The organism is Pusillimonas sp. (assembly GCF_044464525.1).
In the GTDB taxonomy this organism is placed as follows: Bacteria; Pseudomonadota; Gammaproteobacteria; order Burkholderiales; family Burkholderiaceae_B; genus Pusillimonas.
The window spans coordinates 70555-87861 of sequence record NZ_JBIQLE010000004.1; the positions used below are offsets into that span (position 1 = coordinate 70555).

17 protein-coding genes are annotated in these 17307 nt (G+C 57.9%); 2 read left to right on the forward strand and 15 right to left on the reverse strand.

Annotation, left to right across the window (positions count from 1 at the left end):
- Window positions 1-2: 2 nt before the first annotated feature.
- Together ACIY1O_RS03465 and ACIY1O_RS03470 are read right to left on the reverse strand one after the other, a co-directional pair.
- Window positions 3-863: an alpha/beta hydrolase gene (locus ACIY1O_RS03465; protein ID WP_397473684.1), complete on the reverse strand. Its 861-nt coding sequence runs from the start codon at window positions 861-863 to the stop codon at window positions 3-5.
- A 72-nt stretch (window positions 864-935) separates the two neighbouring features.
- Window positions 936-1937 carry a LysR family transcriptional regulator gene (locus tag ACIY1O_RS03470; RefSeq protein WP_397473685.1) on the reverse strand — a complete coding sequence of 334 codons (1002 nt, stop codon included), beginning with the start codon at window positions 1935-1937 and terminating at the stop codon, window positions 936-938.
- A 211-nt stretch (window positions 1938-2148) separates the two neighbouring features.
- Here ACIY1O_RS03470 and ACIY1O_RS03475 point away from each other — a divergent pair, with 211 nt between their 5' ends.
- Entirely contained in the window at window positions 2149-3180 is a 1032-nt protein-coding gene (locus ACIY1O_RS03475; protein ID WP_397473686.1) for a Rieske 2Fe-2S domain-containing protein, read from the forward strand.
- Between the two features lie 53 nt (window positions 3181-3233).
- On the opposite strand, the gene ACIY1O_RS03480 is transcribed toward ACIY1O_RS03475, so the two are convergent.
- The 12 genes from ACIY1O_RS03480 to ACIY1O_RS03535 form a co-directional block, all read right to left on the reverse strand.
- Window positions 3234-3932 (reverse strand): ABC transporter ATP-binding protein, encoded by a 699-nt coding sequence (locus tag ACIY1O_RS03480; RefSeq protein ID WP_397473687.1) that lies wholly within the window; start codon window positions 3930-3932, stop codon window positions 3234-3236.
- Window positions 3933-3951: 19 nt separating this feature from the next.
- Window positions 3952-4707, reverse strand: a complete 756-nt coding sequence (locus ACIY1O_RS03485; RefSeq protein ID WP_397473688.1) for an ABC transporter ATP-binding protein — start codon at window positions 4705-4707, stop codon at window positions 3952-3954.
- Window positions 4704-5693, reverse strand: a complete 990-nt coding sequence (locus ACIY1O_RS03490) for a branched-chain amino acid ABC transporter permease (protein WP_397473689.1) — start codon at window positions 5691-5693, stop codon at window positions 4704-4706. The genes ACIY1O_RS03485 and ACIY1O_RS03490 overlap by 4 nt, the downstream gene beginning before the upstream one ends.
- Window positions 5694-5709: 16 nt before the next feature.
- Entirely contained in the window at window positions 5710-6630 is a 921-nt protein-coding gene (locus tag ACIY1O_RS03495) for a branched-chain amino acid ABC transporter permease (RefSeq protein WP_397473690.1), read from the reverse strand.
- Between the two features lie 89 nt (window positions 6631-6719).
- Window positions 6720-7886: an ABC transporter substrate-binding protein gene (locus ACIY1O_RS03500; protein ID WP_397473691.1), complete on the reverse strand. Its 1167-nt coding sequence runs from the start codon at window positions 7884-7886 to the stop codon at window positions 6720-6722.
- A 71-nt stretch (window positions 7887-7957) separates the two neighbouring features.
- Window positions 7958-8977 (reverse strand): 4-hydroxy-2-oxovalerate aldolase, encoded by a 1020-nt coding sequence (dmpG, locus tag ACIY1O_RS03505; RefSeq protein WP_397473692.1) that lies wholly within the window; start codon window positions 8975-8977, stop codon window positions 7958-7960.
- Window positions 8978-8996: 19 nt separating this feature from the next.
- Window positions 8997-9944, reverse strand: coding sequence for an acetaldehyde dehydrogenase (acetylating) (locus ACIY1O_RS03510; RefSeq protein WP_397473693.1), 948 nt, complete (start codon window positions 9942-9944; stop codon window positions 8997-8999).
- Between the two features lie 30 nt (window positions 9945-9974).
- A complete protein-coding gene (gene dmpH / locus ACIY1O_RS03515; protein ID WP_397473694.1) occupies window positions 9975-10763 on the reverse strand; it encodes a 2-oxo-3-hexenedioate decarboxylase in 789 nt (262 codons plus the stop codon).
- A gap of 11 nt (window positions 10764-10774) precedes the next feature.
- A complete protein-coding gene (gene dmpE, locus ACIY1O_RS03520; RefSeq protein WP_397473695.1) occupies window positions 10775-11560 on the reverse strand; it encodes a 2-oxopent-4-enoate hydratase in 786 nt (261 codons plus the stop codon).
- 14 nt (window positions 11561-11574) lie between these two features.
- Complete coding sequence (locus ACIY1O_RS03525; protein ID WP_397473696.1) at window positions 11575-13026, reverse strand: 2-hydroxymuconic semialdehyde dehydrogenase; 1452 nt, start codon at window positions 13024-13026, stop codon at window positions 11575-11577.
- Entirely contained in the window at window positions 13023-13733 is a 711-nt protein-coding gene (locus tag ACIY1O_RS03530; protein ID WP_397473786.1) for a class II aldolase/adducin family protein, read from the reverse strand. The genes ACIY1O_RS03525 and ACIY1O_RS03530 overlap by 4 nt, the downstream gene beginning before the upstream one ends.
- A gap of 14 nt (window positions 13734-13747) precedes the next feature.
- Window positions 13748-14611, reverse strand: coding sequence for a VOC family protein (locus ACIY1O_RS03535; RefSeq protein WP_397473697.1), 864 nt, complete (start codon window positions 14609-14611; stop codon window positions 13748-13750).
- A gap of 172 nt (window positions 14612-14783) precedes the next feature.
- Between ACIY1O_RS03535 and ACIY1O_RS03540 the strand changes: the two genes are divergently transcribed.
- Window positions 14784-15521, forward strand: coding sequence for a GntR family transcriptional regulator (locus tag ACIY1O_RS03540; RefSeq protein ID WP_397473698.1), 738 nt, complete (start codon window positions 14784-14786; stop codon window positions 15519-15521).
- Between the two features lie 123 nt (window positions 15522-15644).
- Here the strand turns inward: ACIY1O_RS03540 and ACIY1O_RS03545 are convergent, their stop codons facing one another.
- Window positions 15645-17144, reverse strand: coding sequence for an amidase (locus tag ACIY1O_RS03545; RefSeq protein ID WP_397473699.1), 1500 nt, complete (start codon window positions 17142-17144; stop codon window positions 15645-15647).
- Window positions 17145-17307: the final 163 nt, after the last annotated feature.

Genomic DNA, 17307 nt, shown 5'->3' on the forward strand with positions numbered 1-17307 from the left:
AATCAACCCTTGATCACGGCGATTACGGCGCTCGTATACTCGGACGACGCGTCAGCCAGTACATTAAGCACGGTGAAATGGTCGGTGCCCGGTACGGAGTCGTGCCGCGCAACCTTCCAGGCCCGCCCAAGCGCCTCGGATTGGCGATGGAACTGCTCGGTTTCACCCGAACCGACGAAGGTATGGATGTACGTGTCGCTGGGGCCCGGCCATGCCAGCGGGCTAAGCGCCTCGGCACGGGGCTGATCCAGGCCCAGCGCCGTATTGATGGATGACGGCAGCAAAGGCGGCACATCAAATACGCCGCTGATGGGAAAAAGGTTGACAATAGCCGGCATGCCCTCGGGAGCCGGCGTATCGACGCGCGCCACCATCATTGAAATAAGATGGCCGCCGGCCGAATGGCCCATGAGCGATATGCGCTGGGCATTGAAATTCAACTCATCAGCCTGAGCATGCAGCCAGACAAGTGCGGAACGCACCTCGTCCACCATCTCTTCAACTCGAGCCTCGGGAGCCAGAGAGTAATTGATGACCGCCACGTTGATGCCGGCCGCAATGTACGGGCCGGCCATAAAACCAACATCGGCCTTGTCGCCGCCTTGCCAGTACCCGCCGTGAACAAACACAAGCAAAGGGCCGCCCGCCTTGGCAGCGTAATAATCCAGCTTTTGCAGCGGCTTGTCGCCATAGGCCAGATCAACGCGGGGTGCGACACTTTGAATCAGCTCACGGCTTGCCTGCACCCAGGTCTCGCGCGTTTCAGGAAAGCTGGGGAACGCCGCTCGTAAGTTGTATTGCCGCTCGCTTTCTTCCACCGGACACTGCACCCGCACCGCCGTCACACTATCTTGGCCCTTCATTGAATCCTCCATTTTTCCGTATATGTAAGCTATCAAGCACAAGGATCGTATAACGTCCTTACGTAGAGGATTCTACCTCTTGCGGACGCTTCCACGACGCGATCCTTTGGCTGGACGGTCACCGCCAAGTGTCCGCCCTTGTGCCGCGGCGCCGGCGTCATTCGGCTCCGGCGCCAGAAAGCCGTCGAATAGTTCGAGCAACACACTGCGAAGCCATCTAAGACGCGGATCATTGTTGAAACGGCGATGCCAATACTGCTTTAGATCGTATTGCGGGATACCGACGGGCGGCGCCAGCACCTTCAAACGCCAGCTTTCTGCGAATCTTTGCGCAATGGTGCGCGGCAATACCACGACCATGTCAGACTCTTCCACCAAACCCGGCACGCTCATATAGTGGGACATCTGTAAACCTACCCGGCGTTGTATTCCTTGTGCCTGGATATAGCGTTCGTACATTTCCATGGTCCGGCTGCCATCGCGCACAAGCAGGTGTTCCGCCTTCTTGAATTGTGTCATGGTCATGCGCGGGCCCGAAATAGCGTGATCACTTCGAACCATGCAAGCCAGAACATGTGAAAACAGCCGCTGCTGGTAGATGTTGGCCCCGGTAAGGTCTGGAAAATAACCGACGGCCATGTCGATCCGACCCTCGTACATTGCCTGATCCAGCTCATCCGGGCCAAGGCTGAAGGTTTTTAGCTTAAGACCTGGAGCCCGCTCGCGCAGCATGCGATAAATTGCCGGTAGCAGAACGACCTCGCCGATCTCGCTCAAACAGATCACAAGCTCGCCTACGTACCTGGCCGGGTCGAACGTGGCCGGCGCCAAGATCTCGTGATCAATTACATCGATCACCTCACGGGTTTTACCCAGTATGCCTTGCGCCAGCGGTGTCGCGCGCATGCGCTGGCCGTGACGAACGAACAGGGGATCGCCCAAGGCACGCCGCAATCGGCCAAGTGCGGCACTGGCTGCGGGCTGACTGATGCCCAAACGCGCAGCCGCGGCCGTTACGTTGCCCGCCTCATGCACAGCGAGGAACACTCGCAATAGATTCAAGTCAGTTTTCAAGAGGTCACCTGGCAGGCTTACCTTGGAAAGTCAAAGAAACAGCTAAATAAACAACATACTATAAATGAATCAAATACTGTGAATAAATAGAATCCACTATATGTATTGAACGCCGGGCAATAAAGTAGGGCTCAGGTGCTTCATGCGCAAGATTCGTACGCACCCATTGAATATGAATGAGCTCTACCAAAGCTGCCGAATGGAGACAAACATGGCATTTCTACAGAACGCCTGGTATATGGCGGGCTGGGCTGACGAAATCGAGCCCGGCAAGATGTTTCATCGTAAGTTGCTTGACCAGCCCGTGGTTTTCTTTCGACGAACGGATGGCCGGCTATCGGCCTTGCACGACCGATGTCCCCACCGCTTCGTTCCCTTGCATCTGGGCGTCATCAAGGGTGACGCCATAGAATGCGGTTATCACGGACTGCAATTCGACTGCTCCGGCCGCTGCGTGGTGAATCCGCATAGCTCCAACACGCCGGCCGCCGCGAAAGTGCGGTCGTTTCCGGTAATGGAGAAAGACGGCATCGCATGGATATGGATGGGCGAGGCTGAAGAAGCCCGAGACGATCTGCTGCCCGATTTTTCGCGCCTGCATGCATCTGTGCCCACTGCCGCTTCAAAAGGCTATCTCTGGACCGATTGCAATTACAAACTGATCGCCGACAACGTCATGGATCTGAGCCATGCAGATTTCGTACATGCTGATTCCGTAGGCGGCGGCGCATTCACCGCGGCCAAACCCAAGGTGACCGAACACGGAGACGATGTCCATATAGTCTGGGAATGCCTGCACGACAGCGCCCCACCCGCTTATGACCGCCTCATGCCCCAACCCGGCCAAGCTGTCAATTTTCGAACTGAGGTGCGCTGGCGCGCACCCGGCATAATGCATCTGGATATCGCCATTACACCGCGTGAAGAACCTGAAAGCGAAGGCCTGCGCACCGACAACGCGCATATCGTCACGCCGGAAACCGAAACAACATCCCACTATTTTTATTGGCTTACCCGGCGCTTCTGCATGGAAGACGAAGAGGTCAATGCTCGTCGGCAAGCCATCATGCACAACGCGTTCAGCAATCAGGACAAACCCATGCTTAGCGAGCAACAACAAGCCATGGGCACCGACGACCTGTTCGGACTAAGCCCCGTACTGCTTCCTGGCGACGCAGGCGCGGTGCGCGCACGCCGCAAGCTCGAGCAAAGGATACGCGACGAACAGGCCGCTAAAACATAAGCGCCACTAATTACCAGAACACAGGCATAGGCCTGCTTCGAAGGTTCTTGTACCTAGACACCCACATATTGGTTGATCAGCTCGGGCTGGGCGGCCAGCTCGGGCGAGCTGCCGCGCCACACGGAAACACCCTTGTCGAGAATGACATTTCGATCAGACAGCCGCAGAAGCGCCTTGGTGTTCTTGTCTACCACGATCATGGACAGCCCCTGATCCTTAAGCCGTTTCAAGACCTTCCAGATCTCGGCTCGCACTACGGGCGCCAGCCCTTCGGTAGCCTCGTCCAGAATCAGCAGACGCGGATTCGTCATCAACGCACGGCCTATGGCCAGCATCTGCTGCTCACCACCGGAAAGCTGGTCGCCCATGTTTGTACGGCGCTCTTGCAATCGTGGAAACAGCTCGTAAATCTTGGCCAGCGTCCATTGGTTTTGACCGCCCCGCTTTGAAGCCGTGGCAAGCAAGTTTTCTTCGACGGTGAGTGCCGGAAAAATCTGCCGTCCTTCAGGCACAAGGGAAACACCCATGCGCCCGATGTGATATGGCTGCAGACCAGCCAAATCAGCTCCTTCGAAATGTATGCTTCCTGCGCAGGGACGCAGCAGCCCGAACAAGCATTTTATAACCGTGGTACGGCCCATGCCATTGCGACCGATCAGACCCACGACTTCGCCTTGGGCGACATCCAGGTCCACGTCGAACAAGGCCTGTGAAGGGCCATACTTGGCGGCCAGTTTTTTAATGGAAAGCATTGGGGCTCCTGCCATGAGTTCACGCGTCATCGTCATCGCCCAGATAGGCTTTTCGCACGTCGGGATGATTCCTGATCTCGTCGACCGTACCGGTCGCGATGACCTTCCCATACACCAGAACGCTAATGCGATCAGCAAGTGAAAAAACGGCGTTCATATCGTGCTCGATCAACACAATGGTGTACTGTCCCTTCAGCGAACGCAGCAGTTCGATCGCTGCCGCGCCTTCGGCTGCACTCATGCCGGCCATGGGCTCGTCGAGCAGCAGCAAGCGAGGCCCAGCCGCCAGCGCCATCGCGATCTCCAACTGCCGCCGTTGCCCGTAAGCCAGGTTGGCTGCCGACTCGTCCGCCACATGTTGCAGTTGACACTCGGCCATGACGCGATCGGCCACCTGCATGGTATCGACGTCTTGGGTCAATGGCTTCCAGACCGCCATCCGCACCCCCTGCTTTCGCCTCGCGGCCAGGCAAATATTCTCGCGCACGGTGAACGCATCGAACACGGACGTGATTTGATACGAACGCAATAAGCCAAGCTCGACCCGCTGCTGCACGGGTTGACCCGAAACGTCGACGTCTCCGATAAATATCTGCCCGCCATCGGCCGCCAGTTCGCCGGTCAGCAAGTTGATCAGCGTCGTCTTGCCCGCGCCATTCGGACCGATGATGGCGTGCAATTCGCCGGGTCGAACCTCTAGTGAGACCTCATCTGTCGCCTTCAGGCCTCCAAAATATCGCACCAGACCGTGTACCGTAAGTGAAGGGGCATTCATTGAGCTTCTCCTGCGGGACGAGCCCTGACAGCGGTCTCGGCGGCCGGCGGCCGGTTAAAAAGCGCTTTGGCCCATGAAAACTGATTGCGCGCGGCAAGTGCTATCAGGACGATGATCGGCCCCATCACCAGCATCCAGTGCGTGGTCCAGCCCTTGAGAAACTCTTCGAGCAAAAGAAAGACAATTGCGCCGAAGATGGGCCCAACCACCAAACCGATGCCGCCAATGACAACCATGACGATCAGTTCACCGGACAAGTGCCATGCAATGTAGCTTGGAACAGCGAAAGCAGTTAAGTTGGCCAACAAAAAGCCGGCAAGACCCGTAATGACGCCGGACAGCACGTAAGCCGACAACTGAAGCCTAAACACGGAATAGCCAAAAGCGTCCACACGGCGCGGGTTGATATGTGTCGCCCGCAGCACCATCCCAAAAGGTGAACTGCGCAAACGATTCAAGAACAGTGCCAACCCAAGCAGCAAGGCCCAGGTGGCCCAATACACTTCTGTGCTGCCGCTTAGCTCGAACAAGCCAAAATTACTGGATTCGTAGATGTTCAACCCGTCATCGCCACCGAAGGGCGTCAGGCTGACCATCAAGAAATAGAACATCTGCGAGAACGCCAGAGTAATCATGATGAAGCCGATACCGGACGTGCGCAGGCACACAGCTCCGACGAGCACAGCCACGATGATACACACGCCTATGCACACAACCAGCTGGATCCAGCCGTTGCTGATCCCGTAATGACTGAGTATGGCGACGGCATAGCAGCCCAAGCCTATGAACATGGCATGGCCGAAACTGACCAGGCCGGCGAATCCGAGCACAATATTAAGTGCACACGCCGCCAAAGCGTAGATCAGTACGCGAGCAAAAAACGTGACATAGAAAGGTTCATTCAGAGCTTGCGCGACAATCGGTATGGCGGCAAGCAAAATGAACAGTACCGGCAAGGTCCAACGCGTCAAATTCCTGGTAGTCATGATTCTGCCCCTTTTATCAGCGCTTGGCCGAAACCATAAGACCGTGCGGCTTGAAAGCGAGCACAAAAGCCATCAACAAATAGATCAACATCGATGCCAGAGCCGAGCCCACCGTATTTGCCGCGGTTGGCGCCAACACGAGGGCCAATAGCCCCGGCAAGTAGGCGCGTCCCAGAGTATCAATGACGGCGATGAGAATGGCTGCGAACAAAGCCCCTCTTATCGAGCCGATTCCCCCGACCACAATCACCACCAAAGCCAGAATCAGCACAGGGTCGCCCATGCCGGATTGCACCGAAAGAATAGGGCCGGCCAACGTCCCGGCTAGTCCGGCCAATGCCGCCCCAAGCATGAAAAGCGATTTTTTGATCAGGTCGACATTGGCGCCGAGCACGCTGACCATGGAGGCGTGCGTGGTGCCGGCCCTGACCAACATGCCGAAGCGGGTTTTTTGTATGAGGAACCAAGCCCCGAACGCCACAACGACACCTACGGCGATGATCAACAGGCGGTAGACCGGGTACGGAGCCCCAAGAATCTCGACCGATCCCCGGATAGCCTCGGGGATAGTGACGAAATACGGACGGTTACCCCAGATAACGATGGCCAGTTCGTTGAAGAACATCATGAGCCCGAAGGTGGCAAGCACTTGGTACAGGTGATCGTTGCGGTATAGCGGCCGTGCGACCAGGTGTTCGATTATCAGGCCCACAACGGCTGCGGCCGCCACCGCCGCCCCCAGCGAGAATAAAAACGAACCACTTGCGTTGTAGCTGGCCGCGCCTACAAAGGCGCCGATCATGTACAACGATCCGTGAGCCAGATTGATGAAGTTCATGATGCCGAAGATCAGGGTCAGGCCTGATGACAGCAGGAACAACAAGACACCCAATTGCAGCCCATTGAGCAATTGCGATAGGAACAGCGAGCTATTCATGACAAGCTTCCGTCAAGAGGTCGTGGCGGCCATGGGAGAGAAGCCTTCGTCTCCCATGGCAAGAACATTCGCGGACACTCCGCGCAACGCTATTTCATGTCGCACTCGGAAACGTAGGCGTCCTGATGGTCGGTGAATACCGTGGCGAGCTGCCTGACAACGACATCTTCACCCTGAGCCTCGGCCTTGAAGGCGTAGAGGTTCTGAATAGGCATGTTATTGGTGTTGAATGCAAACTTGCCCCGCACCGTCGGAAACTCGGAACCGGCTTCTTTGACTGCCTTGACGAACGCTTTGCGATCAGAGACATCGCCATCCAGCTTGCGGACCGCAGTGTCCAACAAGTAAGCGGCGTCATAGCCGTTCGCAGCGTACTCAGACGGCGTGTGCCCGTATTTGTCTTCGAAAGCCTTGACGAATTTTTTACTTTGCGGATTATCAAGCACCGGGGCCCACGTAGCGCCGTAGATATTGCCGTCGGCCTGGGCCTTGAGCGAGACCAAAGTATTGGAATCGATCATCCCTTCAGAGTAAACGGGCGTCTTGCCCATGATGCCGGCCTGACGCAGCTGGCGTACGAAGTTGACTCCGGTACCCCCTGTGTAGAAGACGAACAGCGCCTCGGGCTTCTCTGCCTGGAGGGCTGAAATCTCTGCAGAGAAGTCGAGCTGGCCCAGCGGGGTATAGACCTCTTTGAGGATATCGCCTTTGAAATATCGCTTGAATCCATTGAGCTTGTCTTTACCGGCCTGATAGCTGGACGTCATGAGATACGCATTTTTGTGGCCGACGTCTTGTACATATTGGCCCATGGCTTCGGACATGGTGTCGTTCTGCCAGGCAATTCCGAACAGGTTGGGCGCGCAAAGCTTGCCCGCAACAGGCCCTGGGCCTGCGTTGGTGGCAATGGCCACAACGCCCGAATCCTTGATACGCCGCAGCTCGGCCATAAGTACGTTCGAAAAGCCCAACCCCACGATGGCATCAACTTTGTCGCGCTCGAGAAACTTCTGGACAATTTGTGCCCCGACATCGGGTTTGAGCTGATCATCTTCGACGACCACCTCGACTTTCTGCCCACCGAGCTGGCCGCCAAGTTGTTCAATAGCCAGCAGAAACCCGTCTCGCTGGTCTTGCCCCAGCACGCCCTGCGGCCCTGACAATACACCGGAAAACCCGACGGTTATGTCGGCATGTGCCATGGGAACGGCCGTAAGCAGGCCTGCCGCAAAAGCGGCAATGGTGGTTTTCTTCATTACTTGTCTCCTTGATTTTATTTACAGGGCCGGTTCGCCAGCCCTGTTTCGGCATGATGCCGTACGCCTCGTCAGGCGCTTTCTTTTTGCAGCAGATCCAACGCCACGTCGACGATCATGTCTTCTTGTCCGCCCACCATGCGGCGACTGCCCAGTTCAACAAGGATATCGACCGTCTTGAGCCCATATTTTTCGGCTGCCGCCTCGGCGTGCCGCAAGAAGCTGGAATAAACGCCTGCGTAGCCCAGCGCAAGGGTTTCGCGATCGACCCGCACAGGACGATCTTGCAAGGGACGCACGATGTCGTCGGCTGCATCCATCAGCTTGTATAGATCGCATCCATGGTTCCAGCCCATGCGCTCAGCCGCCGCGACGAACACTTCGAGCGGTGCGTTGCCCGCACCCGCCCCCATGCCGGCCAAGCTGGCGTCGATGCGGTCGCAGCCTTCTTCGACGGCCACGATGGAATTGGCCACACCCAGCGACAGGTTGTGGTGAGCGTGCATGCCGGTTTCAGTTTCGGGCTTGAGCACGTCTTTGAAGGCGCGGAAGCGATCACGGACGTCGTTCATGTTGAGCGCACCGCCCGAATCGACCACATACACGCAGGTGGCGCCGTAGCTTTCCATGAGTTTGGCCTGCTGCGCAAGCTTGGCGGGCTCGTTCATGTGGCTCATCATCAGGAAGCCAACCGTATCCATGCCCAGCTCACGCGCATATTCAATGTGCTGTTTGGAAATGTCGGCCTCGGTGCAGTGGGTGGCCACGCGCACAATGCGCGCGCCAGCATCGTAGGCGGAGCGCAGGTCGTGCACCGTACCCACGCCCGGCAGCAATAAGGTGGCTACCTTGGCATGGCTTACCGTTTCAGCCACCGCCTCGATCCACTCAAGATCGGTATGGGCGCCAAAACCGTAGTTGAAGCTGGAGCCCGACAGGCCGTCGCCGTGCGCGACTTCGATGGAGTCGACCCGGGCCTCGTCAAGCGCCTTGGAGATCTGGCGCACGTTTTCAAGGCTGTACTGATGCCGGATGGCGTGGCTGCCGTCGCGCAGTGTTACGTCGGAGATATAAAGTTTCTTGTCGCTCATGATGTTGCTCCTTGCCGCCTTAGACGGCCATGCCGCTCATGCGGGTCTCGGCCAGGCGCTCTGCGCATGCCATCGCTGCCGAGGTCATGATGTCGAGGTTGCCCGCGTAGGCGGGAAGATAATGCGCTGCGCCCTCGACCTCGAGGTAGATGGACGTTTTAAGGCCGGTCACCTTGCCCAGGCCAGGAACGTTAAGCGGCGAACTTTCGTCGTAAAGATCGAACTGCACTTCCTGCTTGAGGCGATACCCCGGCACATAACGTTGAACCTCTTGCACCATGGCTTCGACGCTTTCGCGAACAGCGTCCTGGTCGGCCGGATCAGACAGCGTAAAGATGGTGTCACGCATGATCAGCGGGGGCTCGGCGGGGTTAAGAATGATGATGGCCTTGCCGCGCGTGGCGCCGCCCAACACCTGAATGGCCTTTGACGTGGTTTCGGTGAACTCGTCAATATTGGCGCGCGTGCCCGGGCCGGCCGAGCAGCTGGAAATGGAAGCGACGATTTCCGCGTAGTGCACCTTGGCCACATTGGATACGGCCTTGACCATGGGTATGGTGGCTTGGCCGCCGCAGGTAACCATGTTGATATTGGGCGCGTCAAGCTTTTCGTCGAGGTTGATGGAGGGAATTACATAGGGCCCGATGGCTGCCGGGGTCAGGTCGATGACCTGCACGCCGTGCTCTTGCAATATGGCGTTATGGTGTTCGTGCGCCCCCGCCGAGGTGGCGTCGAACACAATGCGAATATCCGAAAACCCGGGCATCGCCACCAGCCCTTCAATACCTTCTGCCGTGGTCGGCACATTCATGCGCGCAGCGCGAGCCAGGCCATCGGACTTCGGATCAATGCCAACCATTGCGGCCATTTCCAGGCCCTTGCTCTGGCGCAGCACCTTGATCATGAGATCGGTGCCAATATTGCCCGAACCGATGATGCCCACCTTGATTTTGCCAGCTTGTGTCATGTCAGTTTCCTTTGTCGATGTGCGAGACCGCTACACGAACCGCAATGAAAGCGAGCCCAGGTGCTGGTAGCGCACTGTGATGTTGTCGCCTTTGTCTACAGCCACCGCTTCGGTGACCCCGCCGGTAAGAATCAGTGTGCCCGCCGGAATTTCTTCGCCGCGCGCACCCAGCATGTTGGCCAGCATCGCGACGCTTTGCGCCGGGTGTCCCACCACGGCAGAGCCGGCGGCCGTTGCCACGACCTCGCCGTTCTTCTCCATGACGACGCCCAGGTTCTTGAGATCGATGCCCATGGCGCTGCGCGCGTTGCCGCCCACCACATAACGTGCCGCCGAGGTGTTGTCCGCCACAACGCTTTTCAGGTCGAACTTGAAATCTTTATAGCGCGAGTCGATGATTTCGAGCCCGGGCAAGATGAAATCGGTTGCCGCCAGCACCGCGCCAATGTGGCAGCCCGGCCCTTTCAGGGGCTTATTCGTGACGAAAGCGATTTCCGCCTCGATTTTGGGATGGATCAGCGTAGAGGTGTCGCATTCGCCGCCGTCGGCGATCATGCCGTAGTCTGTCAGGAAGCCGCGCACCGGGTCCACCACGCCCATCTGCTTCATTTTGGCGTGCGAGGTAAGGCCCATCTTGAGCCCGGTTATGCGCACACCGCGCGAAGTTTTTATGGCCCGCAGCGCATCTTGCACCGCATAGGCATCGTCCCAATCCATATCTGGATAGTCGTCGGTGATCTTGACGACTTCTTTGCACTGCATTTCGGCTTCGTCCAGATGGACGGCCAGCTTTTGAATGGTTGCCTTATCGAGCGCCATTGTTCGTATCCTTAAATAAACCGTACACCGACCGAGCCTATGCCGCCAAGGCTGACCCGCAGATTATCGCCGGCTTGCACCGGCACCATCGCGGCAAGCGATCCCGACAAGATCACCTCGCCGGCGCGCAAAGACATGCCCAGCTCGCCCATGGTATTGGCCAGCCACGCCACCGCGTTAAGCGGATGGCCCAGGGCTGCGGCGCCGGCGCCGGTGGCGACGATGTCGCCGTTCTTTTCCAGCGTCATGCCAACCAGTGCCAGATCGATCTTGCGTGGGTCGGCAGCCGCGTCGCCCAGCACGAAAACACCGGCAGACGCATTGTCTGCCACCGTATCCTGGATACGGATTTTCCAGTCGCGGATACGGGAATCGACGATCTCGAAGCACGGCAGCACGTAGTCGGTGGCGCGAAGCACATCGGCATTGGTGACGCCCGGGCCGGTCAGGTCGTGCTTCAGGATGAAGGCGATCTCGCCCTCGGCCTTGGGCGCGATGAGCGAGCCGGCTTCGATGGCGGCGCCGTCGCCAAACACCATCGACGACGTAAGATGGCCGAAATCGGGCTGATCGACCTTGAGCATGTCCATCACCGCCCTGCTGGTGACACCGATCTTCTTGCCAATGACCTGTTCGGAGCCATCCTGCAGGCGGCGTTCGATCATGCGCAATTGAATATGGTATGCGTCTTGGATGGTGATGTCAGGCTCGGTGGCGGTTAGCGGGTCAATCGCCTGACGCGAGACCAAGGCTTCGAAAAGAGCATCACCGTATTGCTGTATTTTTTGCTGGTTCATGGTTTTCCTATGGCTTAAAGCTTAATGCACACGTTGCGAAGTTCAGTATAAAACTCCATCGAGTGCACTCCGCCTTCACGGCCGATGCCCGACTGCTTGGCTCCGCCGAACGAGGTGCGCAGGTCGCGCAGGAACCACGAGTTGATCCAGCACAGACCGACGTTCAGGGCTGCTCCCAAGCGATGCGCCTTGCCAAGGTCTTGGGTCCATACCGTGGCCGCAAGCCCATAGGAGGTGTCGTTGGCCATGGCAATGACTTCTTCTTCGGTATCGAATGGCGCAATGTGGCAGCAGGGGCCGAAGATCTCTTCACGTATCACGGGCGAGTTTTCGGGCAGGCCTGTCCAGATCGTGGGTTGCACCCACGCGCCTTGATCCATGGGAGCCGGCATGTCGGGCACGCCGCCGCCGGTAACAATGTTTGCACCCTCGGCACGCGCTTTCTCGTAGTAGCTAAGCACCTTCTCGCGGTGGGTGAGGGAAACGAGCGGCCCGAAGTTCATGCCCTCGTCTCGGGGGTTGCCCAGTTTGAAGGCTTCGGCCTTTTCCTTGAGGGCGGCGACAAAGCGCTCGAATATGGGGCGCTGCACATAAACTCGTTCAGTGCCCAGACAAACCTGGCCGGTGTTTTCGAATGCCGAGCGGGTGATGCCGGCTACAGCTTTGTCGAAATCGGCATCGGCAAATACGATTCCAGGGTTCTTGCCGCCCAACTCAAACGAAACGGGACGCACGCCCTTGGCTGCAGCCTTCATGATGATTTCGCCGGTACCGGTTTCGCCTGTGAATGTAATGCCGTCGACGTCGGGGTGCTCGGTAAGGAACTGGCCTGCCGAGTTGGGGCCGAAACCATGCACCACGTTATAGACGCCGGCCGGTATGCCGACCTCATTCATGACCTCGCCCAGCAAGGTGGCAGTGGCCGGGGTTTCTTCAGAAGGCTTCACCACCACGGTATTTCCGCAGGCCAGCGCCGGCCCCACCTTCCAGGTCATGAGCAACAGCGGCAGGTTCCAGGGGCAGATCACGCCAATTACGCCGCGGGGCACGCGAACGCCGTAGTTCAGGGCTTGACCGCCGTCCGGTGTATCCATGGGGAAGGTTTCGGTGGGGATGTTGCGGATCAGATCTGCAAAAACCTTGAAGTTGGCGGCGCCGCGCGGAATGTCGACATGGCTGGCCAAAACGTGAGGCTTGCCGGTGTCTTTGATCTCGGCATCAAGAAAATCTTCGAAGCGGCGCTCGATGCCGTCGACCAGCGCGTGCAACAGGTCAACGCGCTGCTGCACCTTTAGCTGCGCCCAGGGGCTAAGTGCGGCGCGCGCCGCACGCACGGCCTCATCCACATGCTTGGCGGAGGCTTCATGCACCAGGCCGAGCAGGCTGTTATCCACTGGATTGCGGTTCTCGAAGGTTTTATTCGAATCGACCCACTGGCCATTGATGAAATTCTTGAAATCTTTCATGAGTGCTCTCTTTTGTTAATTGTGCCGGTCGATGCGACATCGCCGGCAATTAAGTATTCCCACATGCGTTCAAAGATGCGCCCTGCGCTAGTGGCTCTTTGTTGTGCGGCCTGATGTTTTATGACGCCGTCGTTCGAAGCCAGGCCGGCGCAGCGTAAATTCAGTTCGATGCGCGCGGCGTCCTCGAGATACCAGGTAAGCGCCACGGCTTTTTCGAGTGATTCTGCGGCCACCACGGCACCGTTACCGCGCATGACCACCGCGGGCGACTCGCCCATGATCTGGGCCACGCCCTCGGCCTGCTGCCGGCTGCGTATCAATTGAATGTCGTTCCACAGCGGCACTGACGGCGAAAAATACGCGCCTATTCCGTGCCGCGCGGCGGGAGTGATGCCGGCGGCGGACAGCGTCATGGCGTCGCGCGGCATGCTGCGCACCACACCGGCCACATCCGGCCGACGCCGATAGATTTCTTGATGTATGCGGACTTCGCCCAACACGCCCTGGGGAAGTTCGCCGTCGATGGCCACCACTGTTCCGTTATCGTTGTCGTCGATAAGGCCCATGGGTTTGGCGGCGCAAACCAGGAAATGACGCTCGTCCAGCCGCAGACTGCAATGCCCATATGCATGGACCAGATTGGCGCGAGCCAGCGCCCGCGCCGCCTGGCGCACGATCTGCTGCTGGGCGGCGGAAGCGACCGGCATAGCAAGTATGTCGCTCACGTCTTGAACTCCGGGATGTCGGGCTTGGAGCCCCACATGCAAAAAGACGAGGGAATGGCCGGAAATGCTCGCGGGCGATAGGTTTTTTCGTCTTCCTCGGTTATAAGGCGCACCCCTGTGGAGTATTCGTAAATCATCCCGTCGGGCCCCTCGAAATAGAGGAACATCGCCCCGGATGTCGGATGACGGCCCGGACCGAATTTGATGGGTATGTTCCGTTCGAGCATGATGTAGTAAGCACGCATAATGTCGTCGATGCTTTCCACTTGGTGATTAATATGCTGGACGCCCGGATAAGTGGACGGAAACAGCGCAATCTTGTGATGCACCTCGTCAATACGCAGCAAAGGGGCTTCGCCGATGCGATCGCTTACTTTCGCGCCGAGCAGCCCCGTCCAGAAAGCTTCGTCGCGGCGGCCGTCAAGCGTGCGCAACCCTATGTGGCTAAAGCCCGTGATGCCGGCATCTCGCGATGGAAAATACCGGCGCCCGCTATGGTGCGGCGCGTGAACCAGATCGATGCTGTTGCCGGATGGATCTTTGAAATTGATGAACTCGCGGACATAGCGCTGCTCGGCTTCCTGCGCCGTGCCTTGGGTAACCTTGTACCCCTTCGCTTCGAGCACCGCCGCCGCGTTGTCGAGTTCTGCGGCCGTGTCCACTTCAAACGCCGCAGTGTGGTCGCCTGGATCGCCCTCGAAATAGCACAAGGTGTGATCACGGCTGTCAGAGCGCATGTAGACAGCATTACCGTCCCGGCGCGCCACCTCTAGACCCAAGAGGTCGGTTGCATACCGTACTGCGGCATCAAGATCGGACGTGCCCAGCCTGACGTAGCGAATATCGTGCAAATGTATCAATGTCGTCTCCTTGCGTGTAGCGACTGGAACAACCCGCCTCGACTATTTAGGTTCTAGGATAATTGCACAAAATATCGGCGTCAATAGTTTTTATCGAGATTTATTTAAAATATAAATAAAGTCGAGCAATCATGTAGAATAGGTGAACGAGAATTTTTCCTTGATACGGCCTATGGATCGTCCAGTAGAATCCGCCACGTCTTTACCGATTGATGTCGAACCCGCCCCCGGGAACGGGGGCGTCGGCAAGACTCTTGTCGGCACAGCCTACCGCAGCCTGCGGCGCGACATCATTGAAGGCCGCCTTTCTCCGGGCACGAAACTCAGGGTCGAGCACTTGAAAGACTCTTATGGGGTAGGAGCCGGCACGCTGCGCGAAGCACTCGCCTTGCTGGTCTCAGATGCCCTGGTCGTAGCCCAGGATCAGCGTGGCTTCCACGTCAAGCCCATGTCGCTGGCCGACTTCCACGACATCACCCAAACTCGCATCTTGCTCGAATGTGAAGCTTTGCGGCAATCCATGCAGAACGGGGACGATGTGTGGGAAAGCCGGTTGGTCGCCGCCTTTCATAGGCTTGACCGTGCCGAAAAGCGCATTGACGGACAGCAAGAAGGCTATTTTGACGAATGGGAAGAACGCAACCGCGAGTTTCACCAGGCGTTGATCAGCGCGTGCGCCTCGCCGTGGATACGTCATTTCCTGGGCATACTCTACCAACAGGCCGAACGCTACCGCCGTCTGGCCATCATGCGCAAGCCCATACCCCGCGACGTCCACAGTGAACACCAGGCCATACTCGACGCCGCGCTGGCACATGATGCCGACACCGCCTGCAAGGTACTGTCGGAACACATAGGCATGACCTACGAGGCCATGAAGCATTTGCCGGCAGAACTTTTCAGCGGATAAGGCTCAAAGTCGGCGTCAAAAACTGCGTCGCGGGTACAATTTCTCGGCTCACGGCAAAAAAGGGAATCAGCGCGATTCCCTTTTTGCTGTCGGCGGCACGCTATTGCCGCCGTTTGATCGACACTATTTTTGCTGCTGATGCGCAACGTCGGCCACCTGGAATACGGTGGCGTCTTCAAAATGACGGCCGATAATCATCAGCCCCACAGGCTTGCCGTCAGATATGCCGCCGCACACCGAAATGGCCGGGTGTCCGGTAAGGTCGAAGGGGCAGGTATTGTTGAGCGGGCCCCAGCTTGCGTGCAGAATATCTTTGGGCGAAGCGTCTTCAAAGACCAACTCGGTTGCAGTCATGGGGGTGGTAGGCATGATCAGCACGTCGTACTGCTCAAGCCAGGTGTCGTACTCAGTGCGCAGCCGGCGCACGAGATTGCGCGCCTTGGCGTACAGCCTGCCTCCGTGACGCTTAAGCACCTCGCCGGTTAGCAAGCTGCCCTTGATGGTGGGCGCAAGCTCGTTGGCGTGGTTTTGCCAGCCCGAAATGGCACGCATATAAGACAATGAGTATTCGCCCAGCGTCCCATAACTTATCCCGTTGGCGTGCACCAGATTCTGGTACGAGCCTTCAATGCCGATGGGCAGCCACAAGGCCGAGCCAATGTTGTGCCAGGGAATGGAAACCAGATCGACCGTGGCGCCCTCCTTCTGCAGACGCTTGGCCGCCTCGCGCACAGCCTGATCGACGCCATCTTCGGACTCGGGACGGCCGAAGCCTTCTTGCACCACCCCTATGCGCATGCCTTTTACGCCTTTGCCCAGCGCCTTGGTATAGGGCTGGGTACGCACCCCTTTTTGGCGGCCATCAATACCGTCGTCGCCGGCGATGACTTCAAGCAGCAAAGCACACTCTTCGACCGTATCAGCCATGGGGCCAAGGTGATCGAATGAATATTCGATGCCCAATGCGCCGGTGTACGGCACCAGGCCGTACGTGGGTTTATGCCCCACGATGCCGCAAAACGACGCCGGCATGCGGATGGACCCGGCCTGGTCGGCCCCAATGGCCATGTCGACCGCGTGGGCGGCGACCAATGCCGCACTGCCGTTGCTGGACCCGCCTGTGGTGTGGCCAGGCGCCCGTGGATTATCGACCGGGCCGGTGTTGGCTGTGGCGCTATTGGTGGCAAAGCACAGGTATTCGCAAACCGACTTGCCGGCGATTTCTGCACCGGCATCCAGCATGCGCGTGACGATGGTGGCATCGGTATCAGGCACAAAACCCTCGAGCACTGAAGCGCCGTTGGTAAGCGGTACGCCCGCAACGAACACGTTGTCCTTGACGGCGATACGCTTGCCCCGCAATTTGCCGCGCGGAGCCCCCTTGATGCTGGTCTTGTAGTACCACGCATTGTGTGGGTTGTCGGCGCCTTCTGGACGATAGCCCGGTGTTCGCGGATATTTCACCGCCGGCGGCAGGTCGGGCAGCTTTTCTATCATTCGAAATGCCGGCGTCAGTTCTTTAAGGTACTCGTGATAGCTTTCGACCTCGGCCTGGGTCAACTCCAAGCCCAAGTCTTCGCCCACGTAGCGCAGACCATTCTGATCGGGAAATGAAAATGCCATGTCTTTCTCCTGTTTTTGTGGACCGCGCGGTTGGCGGCCGGCTCTAATTTGATTTCACTGATTAAAGCCGTTTACCCCGTCAGATTCAAGACACACCCGGGCAGCCAAGGGTTTTCCTCCATCTTGCCAGGCTGAAGATAAACTGAACAACACACAGTGCCTT

Bases quoted from the DNA above. Each gene is read 5' to 3' on its own strand.
- ACIY1O_RS03465 (WP_397473684.1), bottom strand. From the start codon at position 863: ATGAAGGGCCAAGATAGTGTGACGGCGGTGCGGGTGCAGTGTCCGGTG.
- ACIY1O_RS03475 (WP_397473686.1), top strand. From the start codon at position 2,149: ATGGCATTTCTACAGAACGCCTGGTATATGGCGGGCTGGGCTGACGAA.
- ACIY1O_RS03480 (WP_397473687.1), bottom strand. From the start codon at position 3,932: ATGCTTTCCATTAAAAAACTGGCCGCCAAGTATGGCCCTTCACAGGCC.
- ACIY1O_RS03485 (WP_397473688.1), bottom strand. From the start codon at position 4,707: ATGAATGCCCCTTCACTTACGGTACACGGTCTGGTGCGATATTTTGGA.
- ACIY1O_RS03490 (WP_397473689.1), bottom strand. From the start codon at position 5,693: ATGACTACCAGGAATTTGACGCGTTGGACCTTGCCGGTACTGTTCATT.
- ACIY1O_RS03495 (WP_397473690.1), bottom strand. From the start codon at position 6,630: ATGAATAGCTCGCTGTTCCTATCGCAATTGCTCAATGGGCTGCAATTG.
- ACIY1O_RS03500 (WP_397473691.1), bottom strand. From the start codon at position 7,886: ATGAAGAAAACCACCATTGCCGCTTTTGCGGCAGGCCTGCTTACGGCC.
- dmpG (WP_397473692.1), bottom strand. From the start codon at position 8,977: ATGAGCGACAAGAAACTTTATATCTCCGACGTAACACTGCGCGACGGC.
- ACIY1O_RS03510 (WP_397473693.1), bottom strand. From the start codon at position 9,944: ATGACACAAGCTGGCAAAATCAAGGTGGGCATCATCGGTTCGGGCAAT.
- dmpH (WP_397473694.1), bottom strand. From the start codon at position 10,763: ATGGCGCTCGATAAGGCAACCATTCAAAAGCTGGCCGTCCATCTGGAC.
- dmpE (WP_397473695.1), bottom strand. From the start codon at position 11,560: ATGAACCAGCAAAAAATACAGCAATACGGTGATGCTCTTTTCGAAGCC.
- ACIY1O_RS03525 (WP_397473696.1), bottom strand. From the start codon at position 13,026: ATGAAAGATTTCAAGAATTTCATCAATGGCCAGTGGGTCGATTCGAAT.
- ACIY1O_RS03530 (WP_397473786.1), bottom strand. From the start codon at position 13,733: ATGCCGGTCGCTTCCGCCGCCCAGCAGCAGATCGTGCGCCAGGCGGCG.
- ACIY1O_RS03540 (WP_397473698.1), top strand. From the start codon at position 14,784: ATGGATCGTCCAGTAGAATCCGCCACGTCTTTACCGATTGATGTCGAA.
- ACIY1O_RS03545 (WP_397473699.1), bottom strand. From the start codon at position 17,144: ATGGCATTTTCATTTCCCGATCAGAATGGTCTGCGCTACGTGGGCGAA.